This is a genomic window from Pantoea sp. sgz302252 (assembly GCF_042610525.1).
In the GTDB taxonomy this organism is placed as follows: Bacteria; Pseudomonadota; Gammaproteobacteria; order Enterobacterales; family Enterobacteriaceae; genus Erwinia.
The window spans coordinates 25,662-48,124 of sequence record NZ_JBHDVM010000008.1 but is presented as its reverse complement, the minus strand read 5'-3'; the positions used below and the strand labels follow the sequence as shown (position 1 = coordinate 48,124).

Below are 22,463 nucleotides of genomic sequence, written 5' to 3'. Positions count from 1 at the left end.
TAACTACCCCTACACAGAGAAATGTACCCTCGATATCGTACTCAGCAACTATCTTCTTTCTCCATCAGAGCGCTCACGGTCAATCTTTGTCAGCTGCGCATTAAGTTGATGTTCTGTCATTCCATATTTGTATGCATTGTATTGCCAGATCACAAACTGTTGTTTGTACCTCCGGTTCTCTTCCTTAAGCTCTTCGATTTCGCTTTCAAGATTCACAATCCTCGCGGCTGCAATGTTCAAACTAGCTGGACGCGGATTTTTGGGGCCACGGCCTTTAAGCGCCTCTTTCTTTGTTTGATAGGCAGTCACTATTGCCTCATGTGCATTAAGGGACTGTCTTGACGGCAACTTTCCGACCAATGGTTCTGCCGCCTCACAAATTGCTGACCAGGACAGTTTTGGTTCCTTCCATCCTCGAATTAGATTTACGATGGCGTTAATGTCTCTATTGTCCAGATGCTTAGCCAAGGCCACCTCCTAACAAAGTTGTCAAATCATCTAACATCATAGCTTCTTCACTTTCTTTGCCTTTTTGCTCGATGGCCACAATAGACGTCTTTGCGACAACACGGCGAAGCTGGCTGAAATCATTGCCCCGGAGCTTAATCTGGACACCATTTTCAATGTCTGGATTCTCTAAAATAGCCACTAGTTCACGAAGCCGGGTAACAGTTTTCTTGTGGTACTGATACCAGCGATCAGTTCCTATCTCACCACTTTCCACTGCTGCGTCAGCAAGAAAAAACAGTCGCTCTAACTTCTCCAGACGTATCTTAATGCGATCCAACTTTTCAGCATCATCGCCTTTAATGCAAACCTGTTCGGTACAATTGACGCAATCTCGGAATTTCTCACAAGGACTCATGGTGTAATCATGCACACAGTAGCCATACTCCGTCACATGGACTGCGGCATGCTCTAAGGTATTGAACTCCTGCATAGTCACGGGCAGATGCTTTGCCACCTCGCCAGCAGGCCCAAATAGCGCTGTTGTGGGATCAAGGCGTTCAGCAATGCCAACCAGTTCGTATTCAGTCATGTGGTTGTAAGTTCGATTCTGTTTCACATCTGCTCGCCCTGACCACTTGGCAATTTCCAAGTTTGACAGGCCACCGCGCTGGATAATGGTGTTGAGCAGGTGTCGAGCCTGATGTGAGGTTAATTTCACCGGCTCTCCGTTTACAGCATGGTAACCATGGCGATCAAAGATACTGGCATGTTTTCCTTTCAAGGACAGACGAGGCGTCAGATCACTGTTGAAGAAATTATTGGTTGGCTTATGTAACTCAACTGGTATGCATCCTCTGTTCCCGTGGAACTGATTTACGTTCAGTACAAACAAGGCATTGCTGTACCTAATTCCCTTGTCTTTATCAAACCACGGAAAGCCATCCGGTAAACGCGCCATTGTGTGCTGCCACAGGCTATTTAGAGTATGTACACCATCCTCTTTAGCTAAACCTCGATTACCAAGACACGACCTGCACGTCTTTTTAGAGTAATGTGCAAAACCGAGCGCCATACAAGCCTGCTTCATCGTCAATGGCTCATCATCGGCTACACTGGGACAGTTAGCATGGCGGTAAAACTTATTCGGGTGTTTCTCGATCCACTTGGCCAGTTGTCGTGCATTTTCAGAGAGCACTCTAGCTCTAGCTACGGCTGTCTTAGCTATACCGACCATCACGGTGGGTATCCATTTGATATCACCCTCATAGCCTTTCCCCGCAAAAAAACGCCAACCATATCGTTCTATCCCTTCACGATCCGTTTCAAAAACCTCGCAATCCACTGGCAGTGCTAACACCTCAGTAATACGTGAAGGTGCCGACATCAACATTGCAAAAACCGATGTTGTAAATATGTCTCGCACATGAATTGGGTCGTTGGCAAAAATTTCCGCCAACGCATTAAGAGCAATATCACTCGGAAGTTTATCTTCCCTATTTTTCTTCGCCTTTCTGCTCGTTTTGTTCTTATCCTCTGCACGTTTAATTGGATTGACCCAATTTTGTACAGCACTTGATACAAGCTGGTTTTCAGCTACAAACTTAGCCAGCCGCTCAATCTCACGGCCACAATGATATGCGGCGCCATCGGAGTAGTAATGCTTTGCCAATTCAGCTGCTTCATCCAGCACAGAAATCGACAGGCCATCAATATTTGCGTTTCCGTTTACTTGAAGCAAAGCCGCCTCAACCGCACGGAGGGCTTTACTTTCATTCTTTGCCCTAGAGAGGCTATGCCCCTGCTGGTAACGGAAATAGGCTTTGGCAAAATCAATGAAAGCAGGGTCTTGCGTCTCTTCCAGTATGGGTTTTCTCGTAATAATGCCCAACTTGGCAAATACAGTTATGTTTGGCCAAACAGGATCTTCCCAAGTGAGATCAGAGCCGAATACAGTCAATTGATCTCGGCACTGGGATATGAATGCTTCAAGGTTTTCTGCTGCTGTCAGCGTAGCCTTTGGCTTAAACAGGAAAATCTCAGCCATTGGTTATTGCTCCCTGTTAACTAAGCTCTTCACGACGTTTTGCACAACGCATGATCACATCTGCCAGCGCGATAATACTGCGATCAAGTACGGCAGCAATCTGGATGTTGCCAGTTATCTCTTTCACCCGTTCACGTTCGTTGAGCAGTCCTTGATAGACATCTTCATGTGGGCCGTCCAGCCAAGGCTGGAAATGCATGCAGGTGTAGCAAGGAATAGGAACATTGGCACCACAAAAGCCATGTTCTCCACAAGTACCAACACCCTGACCCATTTCGGTCCGAATACGACTGGTAGGGTCGTTACCTCGATGCGCGTCTCTCTCTGAATCGACAAGTGCCCCGACAAAGGCCTGAGCGTATGGTGCTAATTGGAAGCCAACCGCCTCATCAAGCTTTTTCACATGCTCGGGGATATTCTTGATGTAAACGCCTGCGTTTTGGGTGTCCGCGTGGTCAAGCAGTTCCGCAATCACCAGCTCGCCAAAGCCTTCCCGGGCAGCTCGTGTGCCTGTGGTATAACGAAAACGACGAGCATTGATATGTAATAGCTCACCGGTACGTTCCGACCGGATGTCGGACTTTTCTACGATGTATTGGAGGGTGTCGGTTATCTCTGCGGCGGGAATGTGGAGTTTGTCGGTAGCAAGCAGTTGGCGGAATTCATAAGGAGATTGGACGGCATCTAACACATCAAGATCAGGAAAAAGAGGGATTTGCTGCCGGTCATCTTCCTGCAATTCAAACCCCAAACGATTTTCAACCTGCGCAATCGCATTTCTTGCCTGAGCACTCAGGATTGCCCATAGTTCCAGTGATATTGCAAATGGTTTGAAGTTTATTCGGAAAGAGCTGCTGCGCTGCTTGGCTCGCGGCACATTCAACACATAGAAGGGCTCTCCCTTTTCATTTTTACCACAAAGGACATCGACCACACGAAGCAGCGAGATCTGAATGGGACGACGTCCTGTATGACTGGTGCCAAGTGCCATAGCCAACTCAGCTATAGTAATTAAGTTCTTTTCATAAGCCCGAACAGCCCCCTCGTTAAACGCTGTCAGCTCATTATCCGTCAGTGGCCCCTCTTGAGGATCCATGCGCTTAACCGCATCCCCCTTACGATTACCCTTTAGCGTCCAGCCATCTAGCAAGCGGTTCACCTCCTTACTGATGCCGGGATAGCCCAGTTCGTGCCAGGATCGAAGAAAGCCACGGATGGTTGCTAGATACCATTCTGTTGCAGGCGACAGCATCGACCGATAATTAATCAATACCGTATCAGTAATTTCTCTCGCGTCAGTCTCACGCAGCATGTGCTGAAACCGTTCAAGAATATTTTTTGTATGAGAAGAAGAACGATTGGATGCATAAAACGCCAATGTACGCAGGCAGCCATCTAGCGTCCCATCTGACAAGTAATGGTGAATATCAGCAAGATTAATAGTGATATTTCTATCCAATGTCCACGATGTGTCATACAACAGAAAAGAGTAGCCATTGGCCCTGGCACGGATTCGTTCTGGTACTAACCCAAGTAAGAGGTTATTCATGGTCATCCTTGAAATCCTCTGGCAAGCTAGTGCCGTTACCTGCTTGTAATGCCAAAGCGGCCTCAAAACCTTTTTGCCGAATGAAACGCTTGTTGTAAGTCGCTGCGGTTCCCGAGCCATCTCTCCAGCCCATTAAGTACGAACGAAGTTGCTCTTGGCGTTCCTCGCTGACTTGCTCATTCATGGCATCCATTCTTTCTGAAAACTTGCGATTCCAAGTGTGGCGGAGCGAATGTCCTGTCGCTGCATACAATTGCGGTGATATAGACCTGACTACGGAAAAAATTTTATGATATCCCCACTTGGAGATAGGATTTCCCAGAGTTGGTCCACTCTTGTAAGTTACAAACAGATAGTCATTTTTCTTCGCATTTCTGACTTTCCGGCGATCTTGAAGAATATAACTATGCAGTTCTTGAGCTAAGGACTCAGCCAACGGTAAGAGCCGTTCTCTAGTTTTAGCATTAGGCTCATTGGTTCTAGAGTCAGCTTGTTCATCTGCTCTCCTAACGATACGGATCCTGTTAGCGCTAAAATCTATGTCCTGTATTCTTATATTTAATAATTCACCACCTCGGATGCCAAGATAAAACAGAAGCAAGATCATCAGCCGATTGCGGCGCTGCACATCTATTGAGAAAGGGTTTAACTCTGATCTAGGCTGGATGACTTCAAATAGCGCGTCCAATTGAACATCACTCAATGACCTGTCTTGTAAGTCGTGGTTTCTGCGCTTTTTAGATGGTCGGCGCGTCTTTATCTGCGCCGCCATAGCATTGATCTTTTCGACAACTTCCAGTTCTGTCGTCTTTAAGATATGCATCGCATACCAGTGTAAATAGTTGGCAAACGTTGTTAGCCGGGAATGCTGTGTCCCGTTATCAACGATATCGGTCATCGCATCTGCCAACCAAGAGGTAGAGGACACAGTTAATGGCCCCTTTCTTTGTTTGCACTGAGCAAAATCTCGCAGATCATCCAGCTCATGTGGCTTGAAGAAGTCTTTGGTCAAAAACCGCTGCTCAAGGTCAATGTCGCGACTCTCTACAAAGCGTAACAACATAACCAGGTTGTTAGCCGCCGCCAACATCGTTGAAAAAGCATCCTCTCTATTGCGGATTTGAGTTGTTAGAAACAGAGTGGGGTAATACATGGGAAGCCCAGAAGCACGATCCACTACCATGCAATAGCGCTCGCCACTATCCATGACAAATGTTGTAACTCTGTAGTTCTTTTCCATGCACTCACACCTCATAAACATTACACAATTACAAGGTACACTTTATGTGAAAAATCACCAATTTATACAAGACACTTTTTCCGACGATAGAAATAAAAAACCCCTGTATTAACAGGGGCCTGCATATATATTTTTTACAGATGACTCACAAGTCAACTCTAGAACGGGATATCGTCGTCGAAATCCATTGGCGGCTCGTTGCCTGCTGGCGCGCTGCTCTGCTGCGGCTGCGGACGGGACTGCTGCTGTTGGCCACCGCTGAACTGATTGCCGCCCTGCGGCTGCTGCGGCTGGCCCCAGCCGTTGTTGTTGCCCTGGCTCTGGCCGCCGCCTGCGCCGCCGTTCTGGCGTCCGCCCAGCATCTGCATGGTGCCGCCGACGTTGACCACAACTTCGGTGGTGTACTTCTCTACGCCTGCCTGGTCAGTCCATTTACGTGTTTGCAGTGCCCCTTCGATATAAACCTGAGAGCCTTTGCGCAGGTATTCGCCCGCTACTTCCGCCAGCTTGCCGAACAGCACTACACGGTGCCATTCCGTTTTCTCTTTGGTCTCGCCGGTCTGCTTGTCACGCCAGCTTTCGGACGTGGCCAGCGTGATGTTGGCAACGGCGCCGCCGTTCGGCATATAGCGGACTTCCGGATCCTGACCCAGATTTCCCACCAGAATTACTTTGTTTACGCCTCTGCTGGCCATGTTCGTCTCTCCGATAAATTTTCTTAGCTTAAGGATGAAATTCTAACACGCCCATGACGCACTTTATACCTTGGGGTTCCGCGTTTACGAGTCGGCTCGTACAGGCTCTGCTTCAGGTACAGGTTTTCATCAGGCAGTCAGAGCGGGATCGCAAAATCTGCGCCTGCCGCTGGCTACGCCAGCATCATATTGCCTATTATACACACAAACACTGTATATCCATTCAGGTTTTTTTGTGCCATACTAACAGGCTTAATTCTGGCCGTGCCGGGCAGGCATGGTGGAGTCCGTGTTAACCCGGGAAGCGTGAATGGATAAGATAGAAGTACGGGGTGCCCGCACCCACAATCTCAAGAATATCAACCTGACCATCCCTCGCGACAAACTGATCGTCGTCACCGGCCTGTCGGGATCGGGAAAATCCTCGCTGGCGTTTGATACGCTTTATGCCGAGGGTCAGCGCCGCTATGTGGAATCCCTTTCCGCCTACGCGCGCCAGTTTCTGTCGCTGATGGAAAAGCCAGATGTCGATCATATCGAGGGGCTTTCGCCAGCGATTTCGATCGAGCAAAAATCAACTTCGCACAACCCGCGCTCCACGGTCGGCACCATCACCGAGATCCACGACTACCTGCGCCTGCTGTTTGCCCGCGTCGGCGAGCCGCGCTGTCCGGATCACGACGTCACGCTGGCGGCGCAGACGGTCAGCCAGATGGTGGATAACGTGTTGTCGGAGCCGGAAGGCCGCCGTCTGATGCTGCTGGCGCCCATCGTCAAAGAGCGTAAGGGCGAGCACACAAAAACGCTGGAGAACCTGGCTTCGCAGGGCTATATCCGCGCGCGCATCGATGGCGAGGTCTGCGATCTCTCCGATCCGCCGAAGCTGGAGCTGCAAAAGAAGCACACCATCGAAGTGGTAGTGGATCGCTTCAAGGTGCGCGAAGATCTCAAACAGCGCCTGGCGGAATCCTTTGAGACCGCGCTGGAGCTTTCCGGCGGCACCGCCGTTATCGCCGATATGGACGATGAACAGGCGGAAGAGCTGATCTTCTCCGCTAACTTCGCCTGCCCAATCTGCGGCTACAGCATGACGGAACTGGAACCGCGCCTGTTCTCGTTCAACAATCCGGCAGGTGCCTGCCCAACCTGCGACGGTCTGGGCGTACAGCAATATTTCGATCCGGATCGCGTAGTGCAGAACCCGGAACTGTCGCTGGCTGGCGGCGCAATCCGCGGCTGGGATCGCCGCAACTTTTATTATTTCCAGATGCTGCGCTCGCTGGCCGAGCACCTTAAATTTGATGTCGAAGCGCCGTTTGACTCGCTGAGCGACAAGGCCCGCAAGATCATTCTGTACGGCTCCGGCAAAGAGAGCATCGAGTTCAAATATATTAACGATCGCGGCGATACCTCGGTGCGCCGCCATCCGTTTGAAGGCGTGCTGCATAATATGGAGCGCCGCTATAAAGAGACAGAATCCAACGCGGTGCGCGAGGATCTGGCAAAGTTTATCAGCAACCGCGCCTGTGCAACCTGCGAGGGCACGCGCCTGCGTCGAGAAGCGCGCCACGTCTATGTCGAGAACACCACGCTGCCGACTATCTCTGATATGAGCATCGGCCATGCGATGGAGTTTTTCCAGAACATGAAGCTGAGCGGCCAGCGCGCGAAAATCGCCGAGAAGGTATTAAAAGAGATCGGCGACCGCCTGAAGTTCCTGGTTAACGTTGGCCTGAACTATCTGTCGATGTCCCGCTCCGCAGAGACGCTGTCGGGTGGCGAGGCGCAGCGTATTCGCCTTGCCAGCCAGATCGGCGCCGGTCTGGTGGGCGTGATGTACGTGCTGGATGAGCCGTCTATCGGCCTGCACCAGCGCGATAACGAGCGCCTGCTGGAGACGCTGGTGCACCTGCGCGACCTGGGCAATACCGTGATTGTGGTCGAGCATGATGAAGACGCTATCCGTGCCGCAGATCACGTCATTGATATCGGTCCGGGCGCGGGCGTGCACGGCGGCCAGGTTGTGGCGGAAGGCACGGTCAACGATATCATGGCGGTGCAGGAGTCGCTGACCGGCCAGTACCTTAGCGGCGAGCGCGGCATTCAGGTGCCGGAAGAGCGCGTGAAGGCGGATGCCAGCAAGGTGCTGAGACTGAGCGGTGCGAAAGGCAACAACCTCAAGGACGTGACGCTGACGTTGCCGGTTGGCCTGTTTAGCTGCATTACCGGCGTCTCTGGCTCCGGTAAATCGACGCTGATCAACGATACGCTGTTTCCTATCGCGCAGCGCCAGCTAAACGGCGCAACCATCGCCGAGCCTGCGCCGTATCGCGAAGTCACCGGCATGGAGCATTTCGATAAGGTTATCGATATCGATCAAAGCCCGATCGGCCGTACACCGCGCTCCAACCCGGCGACCTATACCGGCATTTTTACGCCGGTGCGCGAGCTGTTTGCCGGCGTGCCAGAGTCACGTACGCGCGGCTACACGCCAGGCCGTTTCAGCTTTAACGTGCGCGGCGGCCGTTGCGAAGCCTGTCAGGGCGATGGCGTTATCAAGGTAGAGATGCACTTCCTGCCGGATATTTACGTGCCGTGCGACCAGTGTAAAGGCAAGCGCTATAACCGCGAGACGCTGGAGATTAAATACAAAGGCAAAAGCATTCACCAGGTGCTGGAAATGACCATCGAAGAAGCGCGCGAGTTCTTCGATGCGGTGCCTGCGCTGGCGCGTAAGCTGCAAACGCTGATGGATGTGGGGCTGTCCTATATCCGTCTGGGCCAGTCGGCTACCACGCTTTCGGGTGGCGAGGCGCAGCGCGTCAAGCTGGCCCGCGAGCTGTCCAAGCGCGGCACCGGCCAGACGCTCTATATTCTGGATGAGCCGACCACGGGCCTGCACTTTGCCGATATCCAGCAGCTGCTGGCCGTGCTGCATCAGCTACGCGATCAGGGCAATACCATAGTGGTGATTGAACACAACCTCGACGTGATCAAAACCGCCGACTGGATTGTGGATCTGGGGCCGGAAGGCGGCAGCGGCGGCGGCCAGATCCTGGTCTCCGGCACGCCGGAAACGGTAGCGGAATGCAAAGAATCGCATACGGCGCGCTTCCTTAAGCCGCTGTTAGCGAAAAAGTAATCCGCTTACGGGCGCGGGCAGCTTTCTGCTCGCGCTTTTTTATCTTCTGCCGCGCCTGGGGCTTTCCCATTTCCCGCCCTTTTCTTTCGCTTCTGCCATAAAAGTTTCTTATTCCTGATAATTTTTTGTCATTTCGCGCGGATATTTGCAGGATCAGGCAAGAATTAAACAGGTTTCGGCATACCTCTACGCGAACAACGCCACTATCCTTAATGGGCCTTTCGGCAAACGCCATTCCATTACCAGGAGAGTCCATGAATATCACCCATGCTTATGCCGCCAAAAGCGCCGATGCTAAGCTCGCGCCTTTTGAATATCAGCCGCGCGAACTGCGTGAGCACGATGTCCAGATTGAAATCCTTTACTGCGGCGTCTGCCATTCCGATTTACACCAGGCTCGCAACGAGTGGAAAAACACCATTTTTCCCGTCGTACCGGGCCATGAAATTGTTGGCCGCGTCACCGCCGTTGGCGGCCACACGCATAAATACAAAGTGGGCGATTTAGTCGGCGTAGGCTGTCTGGTCGATTCCTGCCGTACCTGCGATAGCTGTAAAGAAGATCTGGAGCAGTACTGCGAAAACGGTTTCACCGGCACCTACAACGGTGAAGACCGCGAAACTGGCGACATCACCTATGGCGGCTACTCTACCCAGGTTATCGTTAACGAAGATTTCGTGCTGCGCGTGCCGGAAAACCTGGATCCTGCTGGTGCCGCACCGCTGCTCTGTGCCGGTATCACCACTTATTCGCCGCTGAGCCACTGGGGTGCTGGTCCGGGCAAAAAAGTGGGCATCGTCGGCCTGGGCGGTCTGGGCCATATGGGTGTGAAAATCGCGCACGCGATGGGCGCGCACGTTGTGCTGTTCACTACTTCGCCTTCCAAAGTCGAAGATGGTAAACGCCTGGGTGCCGACGAAGTGGTGATTTCTAAAGATCCAGAGCAGATGGCGCAGCACGCCAACAGCTTCGATTTTATCCTCAATACCGTAGCGGCACCGCACGACCTGAACCCGTTCATCACTCTGCTAAAGCGCGATGGCAATATGACGCTGGTCGGCGCGCCGGAGCACGATCACCCGTCGCCGCAGGTTTTTAACCTGATCTTCAAGCGCCGCAGCATTTCCGGTTCGCTGATCGGCGGTATCAAAGAGACGCAGGAGATGCTGGATTTCTGCGGCAAGCACAATATCACTTCAGATATTGAGATGATCAAAATGGACGAGATCAACGAAGCCTACGAGCGCATGCTGAAAAGCGACGTGAAGTACCGCTTTGTGATTGATATCGCTACGCTGCGCGGCTAAGCGTTCCGGCCCGCCGTGCTGTCGCTGGCGGGCCTTTGCGAGGCCTTTCCGTTACTGCTAAGCGGTTCTGGCAGCCAGCGCCTGCTGTAGCGAGGCGTCGATCAGATAATAGATTTGCGAATCCTTCAGCGAGCCGTCCAGCAGTACGGTGCTCCAGTGCGTTTTATTCAGATGCGCGCTGGGCACCACATCCTCATGTTTTTCCCGCAGCAGCTCCGCCAGCGCTGGCGTTGTTTTTAGCGCTACGGCAGGATGCCCGTCAAGCTCGTGCACCATAGCAAACATTACGTCGTCTACTTTTATCTGCGTCGCTTTCCAGTCGTTATGCACAACCTGTTCCGCGCCTGGCTTATCCATGCAGTAAGACAACAGATCCGATACGTTCATCTTATTCCCCCTGTAGCGTGGCGATAATGCGGCGGCTGCCGCCGTGGTTGCGATGCTCGCCCAGCCAGATGTCCTGCCAGGTGCCCAGCAGCAGCTTTCCGCGGCCAATCGGTAGCGTCAGCGACACGCCCAACGAGGAAGATTTAATATGCGCAGGCATATCGTCCGCGCCTTCGTAGTCATGTTCGTAATTCGCTTTTTCCGGCACCTGGCGCAGAAAATGATTCTCCATATCGCTTCTGACCGTGGGATCGCAGTTCTCATTCAGCGTCAGCGAAGCGGAAGTGTGCTGCAGCAGCAGGTGCAGCAGCCCAACCTGCACGTCGCCAAGCCGCCGCAATTCTCCGACAATCTCATCCGTAACCAGATGAAAGCCGCGTGATTTTGGGGCCAGGGTAAGGGTTTGCTGATACCACATCGTTATGCTCCTTTGCTGAATGCGTCCCGTTAAGTGTGCAGCAGGATGCAAAAAGGTAAACCCGAAACGGCAAAAAGAGTGTTACCGCTTTACAGCAAATAGCGTAATAAAGCGGTCACGATCACGCTAATCGCTACTACCGGCAGCAGGGAAAAGCGCATTGCCGCCAGCAGGGAAATGGCTAACGCCAGCAGATCCGCCGGATTGGTAGTAACAAAGTGCGGCGCGATAACCGTGATTAAAACGCAGCCGGGCGCGGCTTCCAGTATGGCTTTGGTACGGGCGCTGAGCATTCTGTCGCGCAGGATCAGATAGCCAGCGATACGCGTCAGATAGGTGGTGGCCGCCATCAGCACGATGGTGAGAATGGTCAGACTCATGCAACTTTCCTGGTCAGCAGAAGGATAGTGAGAATACCGCTGGCTGCGCCGACCGGTACATAGGCTGCACCGGGAAAGTAGTGATAAGTTGTTCCCGCGCAAACCAGGCTGACCAGCCATGGCAGGCCGGAACGAAAACCCTTCCACATGCCTTTTAACAGCACCAGAAATACCGCCGGAAACGCCATATCGAAGCCCCAGCGCGTGATATCGCCCAGGATTGGCCCGACCACGACGCCTGCCCCGGTTGCAACAACCCAGGTAAACCAAAGGGAACCCGCTACGCCAGCATAAAAGCCGGTGCTGAACGAAGGATAAAGCCCAGCCGCTTTGCGTCGGGCGACGTCTGCGACACCCATCGCCCAGCTTTCGTCGCACATCACGAAAAGCGCCAATAGCGCTTTACGCGGCGGCAGATGCGCCAGCGAAGGCGCCAGCGCCGCGCCCATCAATAAATGGCGGCTGTTAACCAGCAGCGTGACCATCAGGATGGTTAAAAGATGCGGCGGCCAGCTCCATAGCGCCACGGCCGCAAACTCCGACCCGCCCGCAAAATTGAGCCCGGTCATCAACGTCAGGTCGAATATTGAAAAGCCTTTCTGCGCCGCCTGGGCACCGAGCAACAGCCCAAAGGGCAGTATGCCGATAAGAATGGGAAGCGTAGCGAGTATGCCGCGCCACGCTTCTTCAGAAAATGAGGTAGCGGACAGCGCCTGAGTATTGCTGCTGGACATAAACGGTCTCCTTATGAGCCGTTTAGTATATAAAAATCTTATGACGGAAGGTTGTTATTATTAAGTTAAATTTATCGACAGGCGGGAGAAACAGACTGCGGTCACCTTGACCGCAGCCGGAAAGGCTTACATTACTGCCGCAAAAGCTTTAGCGACCTGATGCACGTTATCGTTGTTCAGACCCGCCACACACATACGGCCGCTGGCAATCAGGTAGATACCAAACTCTTCGCGCAGACGATCGACCTGCGCCGCGCTCAGGCCGGTATAGCTGAACATACCGCGCTGCTTTAACAGGTAGTCGAAATTTTTGCCCGGCATTGCCGTAGTCAGCGCATCTACCAGCGTCTGGCGCATAGTAGAGATACGCACGCGCATCGCTTCGACTTCTGCCAGCCACTGCGCTTTCAGCTCTTCATCATTCAGCACGCAGGAAACGACCTGGGCACCAAAGTTCGGCGGGCTGGAGTAGTTACGGCGCACGGTGGCTTTTAGCTGGCCCAGCACGCGGGAAGCTTCTTCCGTATCTTCGCAGACTACAGAGAGGCCACCGACGCGTTCGCCATATAGCGAGAAAATTTTCGAGAAAGAGTTGCTGACCAGCGCAGGCAGGCCGGCGGCGGCGATAGCGCGAATGGCGTAGGCATCCTCTTCCATCCCTTCGCCAAAGCCCTGATAGGCGATATCCAGGAATGGGATCAGATCTCGCTCTTTCAGTACCGAAGTAACGTTATCCCACTGTTCATTAGTCAGATCCGCGCCGGTCGGGTTATGGCAGCAGGGATGCAGCAGCACTATGCTCTGCGGCGGCAGCGTTTTCAGCGTGGCGATCAGCTCGTCAAATTTCACGCCGTTGGTCGCATCGTCGTACCACGGATAGGTATTCACCTGGAAACCCGCGCCGGAGAAAATAGCGATATGGTTTTCCCAGGTCGGATTGCTGACCCAAACCTGCGAGCCTGGGAAATAAGCCTTAAGGAAATCCGCGCCTACCTTCAGCGCGCCGGATCCGCCGACTGTCTGGATAGTGGCGATGCGGCCAGCCTGCAACATCGGATGATTTTTGCCAAACAGCAGCGGCGCCACCGCGCTACGGTAGGCGGGCAGCCCTTCCATTGGCAGATAGAGAGAAGCATCGTGCGCCTGCGCATTCAGGCGTGCTTCCGCCGCCGCAACCGCTTTCAGCTGTGGGATTACGCCCTGGCCGTCGTAGTAAAGCCCGATGCTCAGGTTTACCTTGTGCGGACGCGTATCCTGCTTGTAGGTTTCCATCAGGGAAAGGATCGGATCGCCAGCGTAGGCATCAACGTTTTGAAACACGGTGCAAATCTCCATTAATTGGTAGGTCAGAACGGCTCAGACAAAATAACGGCCGGGACGATGGTTCATGGCGATAATCAGGTTAAGAATAACCGCGCCCGCAATCGAGGCCGCCAGCATCGGCAGCGACACCACAAACAGCGAGGCCAGCACCACGCAGGTATCGACCGCCATTTGCAGCTTTCCGGCGCGTATACCGTAACGATCCTGTAGCCAGAGCGCCAGAATATTAATGCCGCCGAGGCTGGCCTTATGCCGGAACAATACTATAAACCCAATCCCCATGATGACGTTACCGAACAGTGTGGCATAAAAGGGATCCAGCGCGGAAAAGTGGATAAACAGCGGATGTAGCTGGCTGAACAGCGAAACCAGGCCAACGGCGGAGAAGGTTTTCAGCGTAAAAGCCCGGCCCATGCGCCGTGCCGCCAGCCAGTAAAAAGGTAAATTAATCAGGAAGAAGGCGACGCCAAAGGAAAGAGGCGTCTTATAGCTGATAAGGAAAGCGATACCTGCGGTACTGCCGGTCAAAGCTCCGGCACTTTTCAGCAGCATCACGCCAAAAGAGACCATCAGCGTGCCAAACAGCAGCGCCAGCGCGTCTTCAATTAACGTATGAGGGATTTTAACGGGCTGAACGGCGTTATCCATGGTGTTGATTCTCCTGGAAATAAGCTGTTTATCAGCAAGAATCGCACCACTTTATTTCACGAGTAGGTTAACTGGTTGATTAGCCTCAACTTTAAAAAAGCAACTTGTGCATAAATCCGGATAATACCAGGCAAATTACGCGGATCATGGTCTTTCTACGCGAGATTTACGCATAAAAACTAAATTTATGCACTGCTTCAAGTCAAGCCTGCCCCAAAACAGGGCGATGGCTGACCCGGCGTCATCATGCCGTTTTCTTTCAGGCGATTCAGCACGACCGAGGTTTTTACATGCGATACGCTTTGGTGCCCTGCTACCAGCTGGCTAATCAGCGCGCTTAAGGCTGGCAGATTGGCGACGGCGACCTTCAGTAAATAATCGGCGTCGCCCGTAGTTTTATAAGCATCCAGAATAGCCGACTGCTCCGCCACCATACGGTGAAAACTGTCGACATACTCCGCCGTGTGGTTAATCAAGCGCACCTCGATCAGGCCGATCATGCCCAGGCCTACCGCATCCGGCGACAGCCGCGCATGGTAGCCAAGGATTAAACCGGCCTGTTCAAGGTTGATACGGCGTCGGGAACACTGCGAAGCGGAAAGCCCAACCAGATCGCTCAGCTCCTGATTGGTCAGGCGGCCATTGCTTTCGAGCAGGGTCAGTATCTTGAGGTCATAATCATCGATCTGGGTCATTATCCATCCGGCGGCTCATCATTTCCTGGCCAGACAGATAACCGTATCTTTCGCTGCGTTGTCCAATACTATTTTGCGCTGGTTACTCGTCGTCGTACTGCGGGCCAGCGTAGTTATCGAAGCGCGACCACTGACCGTTAAAGGTCAGACGCACCGTACCGATTGGGCCGTTACGCTGTTTACCTAAGATAATTTCGGCAATGCCTTTCAGATCGCTGTTCTCGTGATAGACCTCGTCACGATAGATAAACATGATCAGGTCGGCATCCTGCTCGATAGAGCCGGATTCACGCAGATCCGAGTTAACCGGACGTTTATCGGCGCGCTGCTCCAGCGAGCGGTTAAGCTGCGACAGCGCCACGACCGGCACCTGTAGCTCTTTCGCCAGCGCCTTAAGCGAGCGGGAGATTTCGGCAATTTCCAGCGTACGGTTATCGGAGAGCGAGGGCACGCGCATCAGCTGTAGGTAGTCGATCATGATCAGGCTTAAACCGCCATGCTCGCGGAAGATACGCCGCGCGCGGGAGCGCACTTCCGTTGGCGTCAGGCCGGAAGAGTCATCAATAAACATGTTTTTCTTTTCCAGCAGAATGCCCATGGTGCTGGAAATACGCGCCCAGTCTTCATCATCAAGCTGGCCGGTACGGATACGCGTCTGATCGACACGGGAAAGCGAGGCCAGCATACGCATCATCAGCTGCTCGCCGGGCATCTCCAGACTAAAGATCAGTACCGGTTTATCCTGTAGCATCGCTGCGTTTTCGCAAAGGTTCATCGCAAAAGTGGTTTTACCCATCGATGGACGCGCCGCCACGATAATCAGATCCGAGCGCTGCAGGCCTGCCGTCTTTTTATTCAGATCCTGATAGCCGGTATCAACGCCGGTTACGCCATCGTGCGGCGTCTGGTACAGCGATTCGATCCTGGAGATCGTCGCCTCAAGGATTTGATCGACGCTCTTTGGGCCTTCATCCTTATTGGCGCGATTTTCCGCAATCTGGAAAACGCGGGACTCGGCCAGATCTAACAGATCTTCGCTGGTGCGGCCCTGCGGATCGTAACCGGCATCGGCGATCTCGTTCGCCACCGCGATCATTTCACGGACTACTGCTCTTTCGCGTACGATATCGGCATAGGCGCCGATGTTCGCCGCGCTTGGCGTATTTTTGGACAGCTCGGCAAGATAGGCAAAGCCGCCGACCATGCTCAGCTCGCCTTTGGTTTCCAGCGATTCAGAAAGCGTAATCAGGTCGATCGGCTTGCCCATCTCCAGCAGGCGCTGCATTTCGCTGAAAATCATCCGGTGCGGACGGCTGAAGAAGTCCTGCGCCACCACGCGTTCGGAGACGTTATCCCAGCGCTCGTTATCCAGCATCAGACCGCCCAACACGGACTGCTCCGCTTCCAGCGAATGGGGCGGCAGCTTCAGCCCTTCCATTTGCCGGTCGCGCGGCTCACGGTTTTCATTGGATTTGTTGGTGGGTTTATTTCCTGCCATAGTGATGTAATACCTTGTGTGGGGACGCGCCAGTATACCCGTTTGGCGACCTTTCGTCCTCCTTCAATGAAGCGCATCCAACAGGAGTGTTCATGGCAAAACGCATCCAAATCGGCCAGCACGGCGGCCCGGAAGTTATCCAGGTGGTTGAGGCAGAGATCCCCGAACCGGCAGCCGGTGAAGTGGTGGTGGAGAACAAAGCCATCGGCATTAATTATATCGATACCTATGTGCGCAGCGGGCTTTATCCGGCTTCGCTGCCTTCAGGGCTGGGAACGGAAGCGGCTGGCGTAGTCAGAAGCGTGGGTGCAGGCGTTACTACCCTAAAAGCAGGCGATCGCGTGGTCTATGCGCAATCGGCGCTCGGCGCCTACAGCGAATATCACGCCGTTCAGGCAGACAAGCTGGCGCTGCTGCCCGATAGCATCTCCTTTGAACAGGCGGCCGCCTCTTTCCTGAAGGGGCTGACCGTACACTATCTGCTGCGCCAGACCTATGTGATTCAGCCAGACGAGACTTTCCTGTTTCAGGCGGCGGCTGGCGGCGTGGGATTGATTGCCTGCCAGTGGGCAAAAGCGCTGGGCGCGCACCTAATCGGCACCGTTGGTTCGGCAGAGAAAGCTGCCAGAGCGAAAGAAGCCGGGGCCTGGCAGACCATTAACTATCGGGAAGAAGATGTGGCGAAGCGCGTGCTGGATCTGACCCAGGGCAAAAAAGTGCGCGTGGTCTACGATTCCGTGGGTAAAGATACCTGGGAAGCCTCGCTGGATTGTTTGCAAAGGCGCGGCCTGATGGTTAGCTTCGGCAACTCTTCTGGCCCGGTAAACGGCGTGAATCTGGCTATCCTTAACCAGAAAGGTTCGCTGTACGTTACGCGCCCTTCGCTAAACGGTTATATCACCAATGCCGATGCGCTAACCCACGCCAGTAACGAACTCTTTTCGCTGCTTGCCAGCGGCGCGATTAAGGTGGAAGTGCCGGAACAGCAGAAGTTTGCGTTAGCGGACGCGCAGCAGGCGCATAAAGCATTGGAGAGCCGCGCAACTCAAGGCTCCTGCCTGCTGATCCCCTGAGAGCACGGCTGTCTCTTGCCACATCAGAGAAGCGGATCGCCAGAAATAAGCAGGGCTTCCCGGAGGAAGCCCTTTTTTCTTTTTTATAGTTCGCGCTGTTTGTAGGGTCAGCGGCGATGAATTTGGCAATTCAGGAAATCATCCTGACAGAATTTATAAGTAAAAAATATGTTTAATTGCAAATTTGTCTATGCGATCTGCCAGGTTGTGATCGACGCCGCATTACGCTTTGCAAAGCTGTCGATAAGCCCCTGATATTAGCGAGACAGCCAACGTTCTGCTTTTGACGACGGCTTGCGGTATGCGCGATAAATCCATACCGCAGCAACGGCCAGCGCCAGCCACGGCAGCATTTTAATCACTACTACCAGTAAACCAGCGAACATCATCACTATGCTGGCCACGATCAGCGCCAGAATAATCCCCAGCAAAGAAACGCCGGTCAGCAGCAGCATCACAAAAAAGCCAAGGACGAAGAAGATTTCCATTAACGCACTCCTCATTAAAAACGCTGCAGCACTATTACAAGATACGTGCCAGAGTTTCCTTTAACGTAACGCAATGAAATACATAAAAAAGGTAAAAGCAAGGCGAGCGTGACCTGGTCAATATCCTTATAATATGGTGTGAAGTTGACCAAATAAAAAGCTTTGTTAGCAGTATGGGCAATGCGGCAGGCGCTGACGTACCAACGCTGCCGCTATTAGTTAAACCGCCGTCGGCACCTTATCCGCCACCAGCGCCAGCGCCGCCTCTACGGTTTCTACATTCGCACCAGCCTTATGGGCGTTTTCGCTAAGGTAGCGACGCCACTGCCGCGCGCCTGGAATCCCCTGGAACAGCCCAAGCATATGACGAGTGATATGCCCCAGGTAAGTCCCTTTCGCCAGCTCACTCTCAATATACGGATACATTGAGCGCACCACCGCTACCGGATCCACGGCAGGTAAATCGCTGCCAAACAGCTCGCGGTCAACCTGCGCCAGCATCCCCGGATTCTGATAGGCTTCGCGGCCCACCATTACGCCATCCATATGCTGCAAGTGCGCTTTGGCTTCTGCCAGCGACTTGATGCCGCCGTTGATGGACATCGTCAGGTGCGGAAAATCTCGCTTCAGCTGATAAACACGCTCGTAATCCAGCGGCGGGATCTCGCGGTTTTCTTTTGGGCTCAACCCTGAAAGCCAGGCTTTACGGGCATGAATGATAAACATCTCGCAGCCGCCCTGCTCCGACACCTGACGAACAAAATCGCACAGGAACTCGTAGCTATCCTGCTCATCAATGCCGATGCGGGTTTTTACCGTGACCGGAATAGAGACGCGTTCGCGCATTGCCTTAACGGCCTCCGCCACCAGCGCCGCCTCGCCCATTAAGCAGGCACCAAAGCGGCCATTCTGCACGCGGTCTGAAGGGCAGCCGACGTTAAGATTTATTTCGTTGTAGCCACGTGCCTGCGCCAGTTCGGCACACTGCGCCAGCGCAGCAGGATCGCTACCGCCCAGCTGCAACGCAACCGGCTGCTCTTGCTGGTTCCAGGCCAGATAATCGCCCTTACCATGAATAATGGCGCCGGTGGTCACCATTTCGGTATACAGCAGAGCCTGTCCGGTCAGCTGCCGATGAAAATAACGGCAGTGGCGGTCGGTCCAGTCCAGCATAGGGGCAACGGAAAAACGATGGGCAGGTAAATTTTGAGTCATAAAACGCGCGGGCTCTGATTAACAAATGACGATAATGTGCGCAATGATAACACGCCCAACGCCAATCATTAAGCGGGCGCAGCGGTTCTGCGCCCGAAAGAAAACTAGAAGGTAAAGTTCAGCTGGGCTACGGCACCCCAGGTATTGTCATTGCCGCGCATTCCGGCCAGATCCAGGTGCACCTTGTTAAACGGCGAGAGACCAAAACCAGCGGTGGCAACATTAGTGTCGTTTGACTTCATATCGGCACGATAACCCGCACGCAGCTGTAGCCAGCTCAGCACGCGATATTCTGCGCCGATGCCCGCATACTGGCTATCTTCCACCGTTTTAAAGCGCTTGGTTGGCGTAGCATCCACATCCAACGCTGCCGTCAGACGCTCAGTATGGAAAGAAACGCCAGGCGTGACCACCGGCCGAATTTGGTAAGTATCTTTATAACCGTTCACTTCACGGGTATCGATATCACGGGCAATCAGGTTCTGCGCGCTGACGCCCAGCGTCCAGTTATCATTGAGATCGGTTGCCGCGCCGGCATCCATATTGAAGCCGGTATTAGAGTTTTTATAACGTCCTTTAGTGAAGTCCGACTTGTCGTAATTATAAACAGAGGCGCTGTAGTTATAGAGATAGGTTTTCTGAATCTTTGGCGTAATACCGAACGAAACCGGATGACCAGCAATATTGAACTCATGCGCTACGGCGATGCCGTAATCATAAACGATGGCGCCGCGCCCCAGCGCTGCAGATGTTAAATTATCCTGATCGCCCGGCAGAGGGACTCGTGTGCCGTCGGCGATGCCCTGGAGATAATCAATATCGCCCTGGCTGACGTCAGCCGTAACGTGCGCGGTTCCGTAAGCTTTTGCCACAAAAGCAAAAGGTAAGACTTCATTCGGCACGGTAACGGCAACAGCCGCGCCCGCCGTGGCCCAGGATTTACTGCCTTTAATGCCACGCAGTTGGTTAGCCAGATCGCCCGCTGCCGCCTGAACGCGCGGATAGTTGGTAATCAGGCTGATCGGATCCTGCCGGGCGATATCCTGATAGCGGTCAACGCTATCGGTCAGGTCATCTACCTTATCAATCAGCTTGTTTTTGTCCGACAGCTGAGCACCCACGGCTGGCAGAATAATGCTGACATTATCTTCCGGCTGCGCTTTAGTCATCAACGCCGGGTTAGCTAACACCGCTGTACCGTAGGTTGAAGAGGCTACGCCCGTGCCGCCCATTGCATCATTACGGGCATCATAGTAGTTGCCCGCGGCCAGAGCGCTTAACGGAGCCAAAAACAGTACGGGAAAAACCGCCGGTCGGGTGAATCTGTTCAGCTTGAATTTTTTGACCATTTAACTCTAACCCTTTAACAAAAGAGACGGCGACAGCGCGCGCCAGGTACGAATGACCTTATAATGAGCCGAATGGCAGCAAGTCATTGCGCGGAATTAAGTCAAATTAACGGGGTTTTTCTGCGCATTGCGCGGCTTTTAATCTGTTAGCCGGAGTCAAAAAATAGCCGATATTTCAAGGCCTGCCGCAGAATTGATTACGAATATTTAACTAAATGTAGCTCTAATCCTCTGGATCGCCACCCGCTTCGTTAAAAAGTCCAGCTTTAAACGGCATCAATGAAAGCGGAGATTTATGCAGTCTGCCGTTTGCTGCCGTAAAGGCAAGACCGGCTGGCTGACAAAGGAAGAGAGAACGCGGGAGGATCGACGTGAAGCGCGGCGTTTTTATCGGCACTGTGATAATATAACGCTCTAAGCCAGCCTGGGGAGCCTTATGAATATACACAGTCCTGAAAAAATTCTGTCGCAGGCGGAGTCTATCTGCCAGCAGCGCAACGTCAGGCTGACGCCTCAGCGTCTGGAGGTACTGCGCCTGATGAGCGAGCATCACGGGGCGATTAGCGCTTACGATCTGCTGGATTTATTGCGCGCCAGCGAGCCGCAGGCCAAACCGCCGACCGTTTATCGGGCGCTGGATTTCCTGCTGGAACAAGGGTTTGTGCACCGCGTCGAGTCCACCAACAGCTATGTGGTCTGTCATCACTTTGAAGAGCCGTCGCATACGTCAGCAATGCTGATATGCGATCGCTGTGGTGCCGTGGCGGAACAGCACGCAGAAGGCGTCGAGGCAATTTTAAAATCGCTGGCCCATAGCGGCGGTTTTGCGCTGACCAATAGCGTGATCGAGGCGCATGGCCTGTGCAGCAACTGCGTAGAAGTGGAAGCCTGCCAGCATCAGGATGCGTGCCAGCACGATCATACGCTCGGCACCAAAAAGCGCGGGCGTTAATGTCGTCAGGCTTAAAGAAAATTTAAGCGGCGTGGCAAAAGCCCAAAAAACAAAGGCAGCGCGGTTTGCGCTGCCTTTGCAGTTGATAGCTTTTCGGTATCAGGGATCGGCTTGCCTGTTTATACCGAATACTAACGGATCAGAAACGGTGCTTATTAGTGGTTTCCCAGTCGCCCAGCTCTTTCTCAGCCTGGTCTTTGGTGTAACCATAACGCTCCTGAATTTTACCGACCAGCTGATCGCGTTTACCTTCCACGACCGTCATGTCGTCGTCGGTCAACTTGCCCCATTTCTCTTTCACTTTACCCTTTAACTGTTTCCAGTTACCGCCGGCTTCGTCTTTATTCATCTTGTTTCTCCTTAACCTTAGGTGATAACAGCTTATCGTTACAGCAGAACCGCTGGCAGCAATATAAAACGCTGCTCAAGTGCGTAACGTACAGATAATTGTAGTAGAAGATGGCGAATCTGCACGTCGGCGCTTCGCTTTTTCTGGAAAAAGCGAAGCGGTGCCGGTTTTTTAACGGAAAAAATCGCGAGCAGGTAAAAATATTTTTTAGAAAAAACAATAAATTATATAGGTTAACCGTACAGAGAAACGGCTTTATGCCAGAAATTTCTGATAAAAGGCTCTGCACCGGACGCAACAGCATAAAAGCGTTGTCTCAGCCCGCTGAGAAGCAGCGAAATACCTGCAACGACTGACCTGTACCTGATAAGAGGCGGCAATAAACAGAAAGGCATCAGGCCAAAGGAACAAAAAACCTTTAACAGCGCCGGTAGTGTGCGGAGAAAGTTTGAGCGGTTGCGCCGTCAGAACGACGGCGCAAAAAATACGCTGTTTACAGCCAGCTACCGTTACGGATTACGCCGACG

The 22,463-nt window shown here is 53.0% G+C and carries 21 protein-coding genes; 4 read left to right on the top strand and 17 right to left on the bottom strand.

The annotated features are described in order from the left end of the window. Positions 1 to 48: 48 nt before the first annotated feature. The 5 genes from ACETPC_RS15460 to ACETPC_RS15440 form a co-directional block, all read right to left on the bottom strand. Positions 49 to 468 (bottom strand): hypothetical protein, encoded by a 420-nt coding sequence (locus tag ACETPC_RS15460; RefSeq protein ID WP_001062122.1) that lies wholly within the window; start codon positions 466 to 468, stop codon positions 49 to 51. Continuing rightward, positions 461 to 2,494, bottom strand: coding sequence for an integrase (locus ACETPC_RS15455; protein WP_033544382.1), 2,034 nt, complete (start codon positions 2,492 to 2,494; stop codon positions 461 to 463). Before ACETPC_RS15455 ends, ACETPC_RS15460 begins: the two co-directional genes overlap by 8 nt. A gap of 16 nt (positions 2,495 to 2,510) precedes the next feature. Beyond that, complete coding sequence (locus tag ACETPC_RS15450) at positions 2,511 to 4,049, bottom strand: site-specific integrase (RefSeq protein ID WP_380182771.1); 1,539 nt, start codon at positions 4,047 to 4,049, stop codon at positions 2,511 to 2,513. Beyond that, a complete protein-coding gene (locus ACETPC_RS15445) occupies positions 4,036 to 5,283 on the bottom strand; it encodes a tyrosine-type recombinase/integrase (RefSeq protein ID WP_380182769.1) in 1,248 nt (415 codons plus the stop codon). Before ACETPC_RS15445 ends, ACETPC_RS15450 begins: the two co-directional genes overlap by 14 nt. A gap of 158 nt (positions 5,284 to 5,441) precedes the next feature. After that, a complete protein-coding gene (locus tag ACETPC_RS15440) occupies positions 5,442 to 5,978 on the bottom strand; it encodes a single-stranded DNA-binding protein (protein ID WP_380182767.1) in 537 nt (178 codons plus the stop codon). 310 nt (positions 5,979 to 6,288) lie between these two features. Between ACETPC_RS15440 and uvrA the strand changes: the two genes are divergently transcribed. Further along, positions 6,289 to 9,120 carry an excinuclease ABC subunit UvrA gene (gene uvrA / locus ACETPC_RS15435; RefSeq protein WP_380182765.1) on the top strand — a complete coding sequence of 944 codons (2,832 nt, stop codon included), beginning with the start codon at positions 6,289 to 6,291 and terminating at the stop codon, positions 9,118 to 9,120. Between the two features lie 254 nt (positions 9,121 to 9,374). Then, complete coding sequence (locus ACETPC_RS15430) at positions 9,375 to 10,427, top strand: NAD(P)-dependent alcohol dehydrogenase (protein WP_380182763.1); 1,053 nt, start codon at positions 9,375 to 9,377, stop codon at positions 10,425 to 10,427. 57 nt (positions 10,428 to 10,484) lie between these two features. Here the strand turns inward: ACETPC_RS15430 and ACETPC_RS15425 are convergent, their stop codons facing one another. The 8 genes from ACETPC_RS15425 to dnaB all read right to left on the bottom strand — a co-directional run bounded on the left by ACETPC_RS15425 (position 10,485) and on the right by dnaB (position 16,510). Continuing rightward, positions 10,485 to 10,814: an MmcQ/YjbR family DNA-binding protein gene (locus ACETPC_RS15425; protein WP_380182761.1), complete on the bottom strand. Its 330-nt coding sequence runs from the start codon at positions 10,812 to 10,814 to the stop codon at positions 10,485 to 10,487. A 1-nt stretch (position 10,815) separates the two neighbouring features. Beyond that, the gene (locus ACETPC_RS15420; protein ID WP_380182759.1) at positions 10,816 to 11,232 is read right to left on the bottom strand and encodes a secondary thiamine-phosphate synthase enzyme YjbQ; all 417 of its coding nucleotides are present in this window, start codon (positions 11,230 to 11,232) and stop codon (positions 10,816 to 10,818) included. Positions 11,233 to 11,321: 89 nt separating this feature from the next. Beyond that, positions 11,322 to 11,612 (bottom strand): AzlD family protein, encoded by a 291-nt coding sequence (locus ACETPC_RS15415; RefSeq protein ID WP_380182757.1) that lies wholly within the window; start codon positions 11,610 to 11,612, stop codon positions 11,322 to 11,324. Further along, entirely contained in the window at positions 11,609 to 12,346 is a 738-nt protein-coding gene (locus ACETPC_RS15410; protein ID WP_380182755.1) for an AzlC family ABC transporter permease, read from the bottom strand. Before ACETPC_RS15410 ends, ACETPC_RS15415 begins: the two co-directional genes overlap by 4 nt. Before the next feature lie 126 nt (positions 12,347 to 12,472). Then, the gene (locus tag ACETPC_RS15405; RefSeq protein WP_380182753.1) at positions 12,473 to 13,666 is read right to left on the bottom strand and encodes an amino acid aminotransferase; all 1,194 of its coding nucleotides are present in this window, start codon (positions 13,664 to 13,666) and stop codon (positions 12,473 to 12,475) included. A 36-nt stretch (positions 13,667 to 13,702) separates the two neighbouring features. Further along, positions 13,703 to 14,317 (bottom strand): YitT family protein, encoded by a 615-nt coding sequence (locus tag ACETPC_RS15400; RefSeq protein ID WP_380182751.1) that lies wholly within the window; start codon positions 14,315 to 14,317, stop codon positions 13,703 to 13,705. 197 nt (positions 14,318 to 14,514) lie between these two features. Then, entirely contained in the window at positions 14,515 to 15,012 is a 498-nt protein-coding gene (locus ACETPC_RS15395; protein ID WP_380182749.1) for an Lrp/AsnC family transcriptional regulator, read from the bottom strand. An 82-nt stretch (positions 15,013 to 15,094) separates the two neighbouring features. Beyond that, positions 15,095 to 16,510 (bottom strand): replicative DNA helicase, encoded by a 1,416-nt coding sequence (gene dnaB / locus ACETPC_RS15390; RefSeq protein WP_336142283.1) that lies wholly within the window; start codon positions 16,508 to 16,510, stop codon positions 15,095 to 15,097. Positions 16,511 to 16,602: 92 nt separating this feature from the next. Here dnaB and ACETPC_RS15385 point away from each other — a divergent pair, with 92 nt between their 5' ends. Further along, a complete protein-coding gene (locus ACETPC_RS15385) occupies positions 16,603 to 17,583 on the top strand; it encodes a quinone oxidoreductase (protein ID WP_380182746.1) in 981 nt (326 codons plus the stop codon). Positions 17,584 to 17,840: 257 nt separating this feature from the next. On the opposite strand, the gene pspG is transcribed toward ACETPC_RS15385, so the two are convergent. The 3 genes from pspG to ACETPC_RS15370 all read right to left on the bottom strand — a co-directional run bounded on the left by pspG (position 17,841) and on the right by ACETPC_RS15370 (position 20,635). Continuing rightward, entirely contained in the window at positions 17,841 to 18,071 is a 231-nt protein-coding gene (pspG, locus tag ACETPC_RS15380; RefSeq protein WP_380182744.1) for an envelope stress response protein PspG, read from the bottom strand. A gap of 219 nt (positions 18,072 to 18,290) precedes the next feature. Then, positions 18,291 to 19,286 (bottom strand): tRNA dihydrouridine(20/20a) synthase DusA, encoded by a 996-nt coding sequence (dusA, locus tag ACETPC_RS15375; RefSeq protein WP_380182743.1) that lies wholly within the window; start codon positions 19,284 to 19,286, stop codon positions 18,291 to 18,293. Between the two features lie 104 nt (positions 19,287 to 19,390). Further along, on the bottom strand, positions 19,391 to 20,635 hold the full coding sequence (locus tag ACETPC_RS15370; RefSeq protein ID WP_380182741.1) for a conjugal transfer protein TraF: 1,245 nt from the start codon (positions 20,633 to 20,635) through the stop codon (positions 19,391 to 19,393). Between the two features lie 436 nt (positions 20,636 to 21,071). On the opposite strand from ACETPC_RS15370, the gene zur reads away from it, so the two are divergent. Next, on the top strand, positions 21,072 to 21,587 hold the full coding sequence (zur, locus tag ACETPC_RS15365; protein ID WP_380182740.1) for a zinc uptake transcriptional repressor Zur: 516 nt from the start codon (positions 21,072 to 21,074) through the stop codon (positions 21,585 to 21,587). A 139-nt stretch (positions 21,588 to 21,726) separates the two neighbouring features. Here the strand turns inward: zur and ACETPC_RS15360 are convergent, their stop codons facing one another. Continuing rightward, entirely contained in the window at positions 21,727 to 21,936 is a 210-nt protein-coding gene (locus tag ACETPC_RS15360; protein ID WP_336142266.1) for a CsbD family protein, read from the bottom strand. Between the last annotated feature and the right edge of the window lie 527 nt (positions 21,937 to 22,463).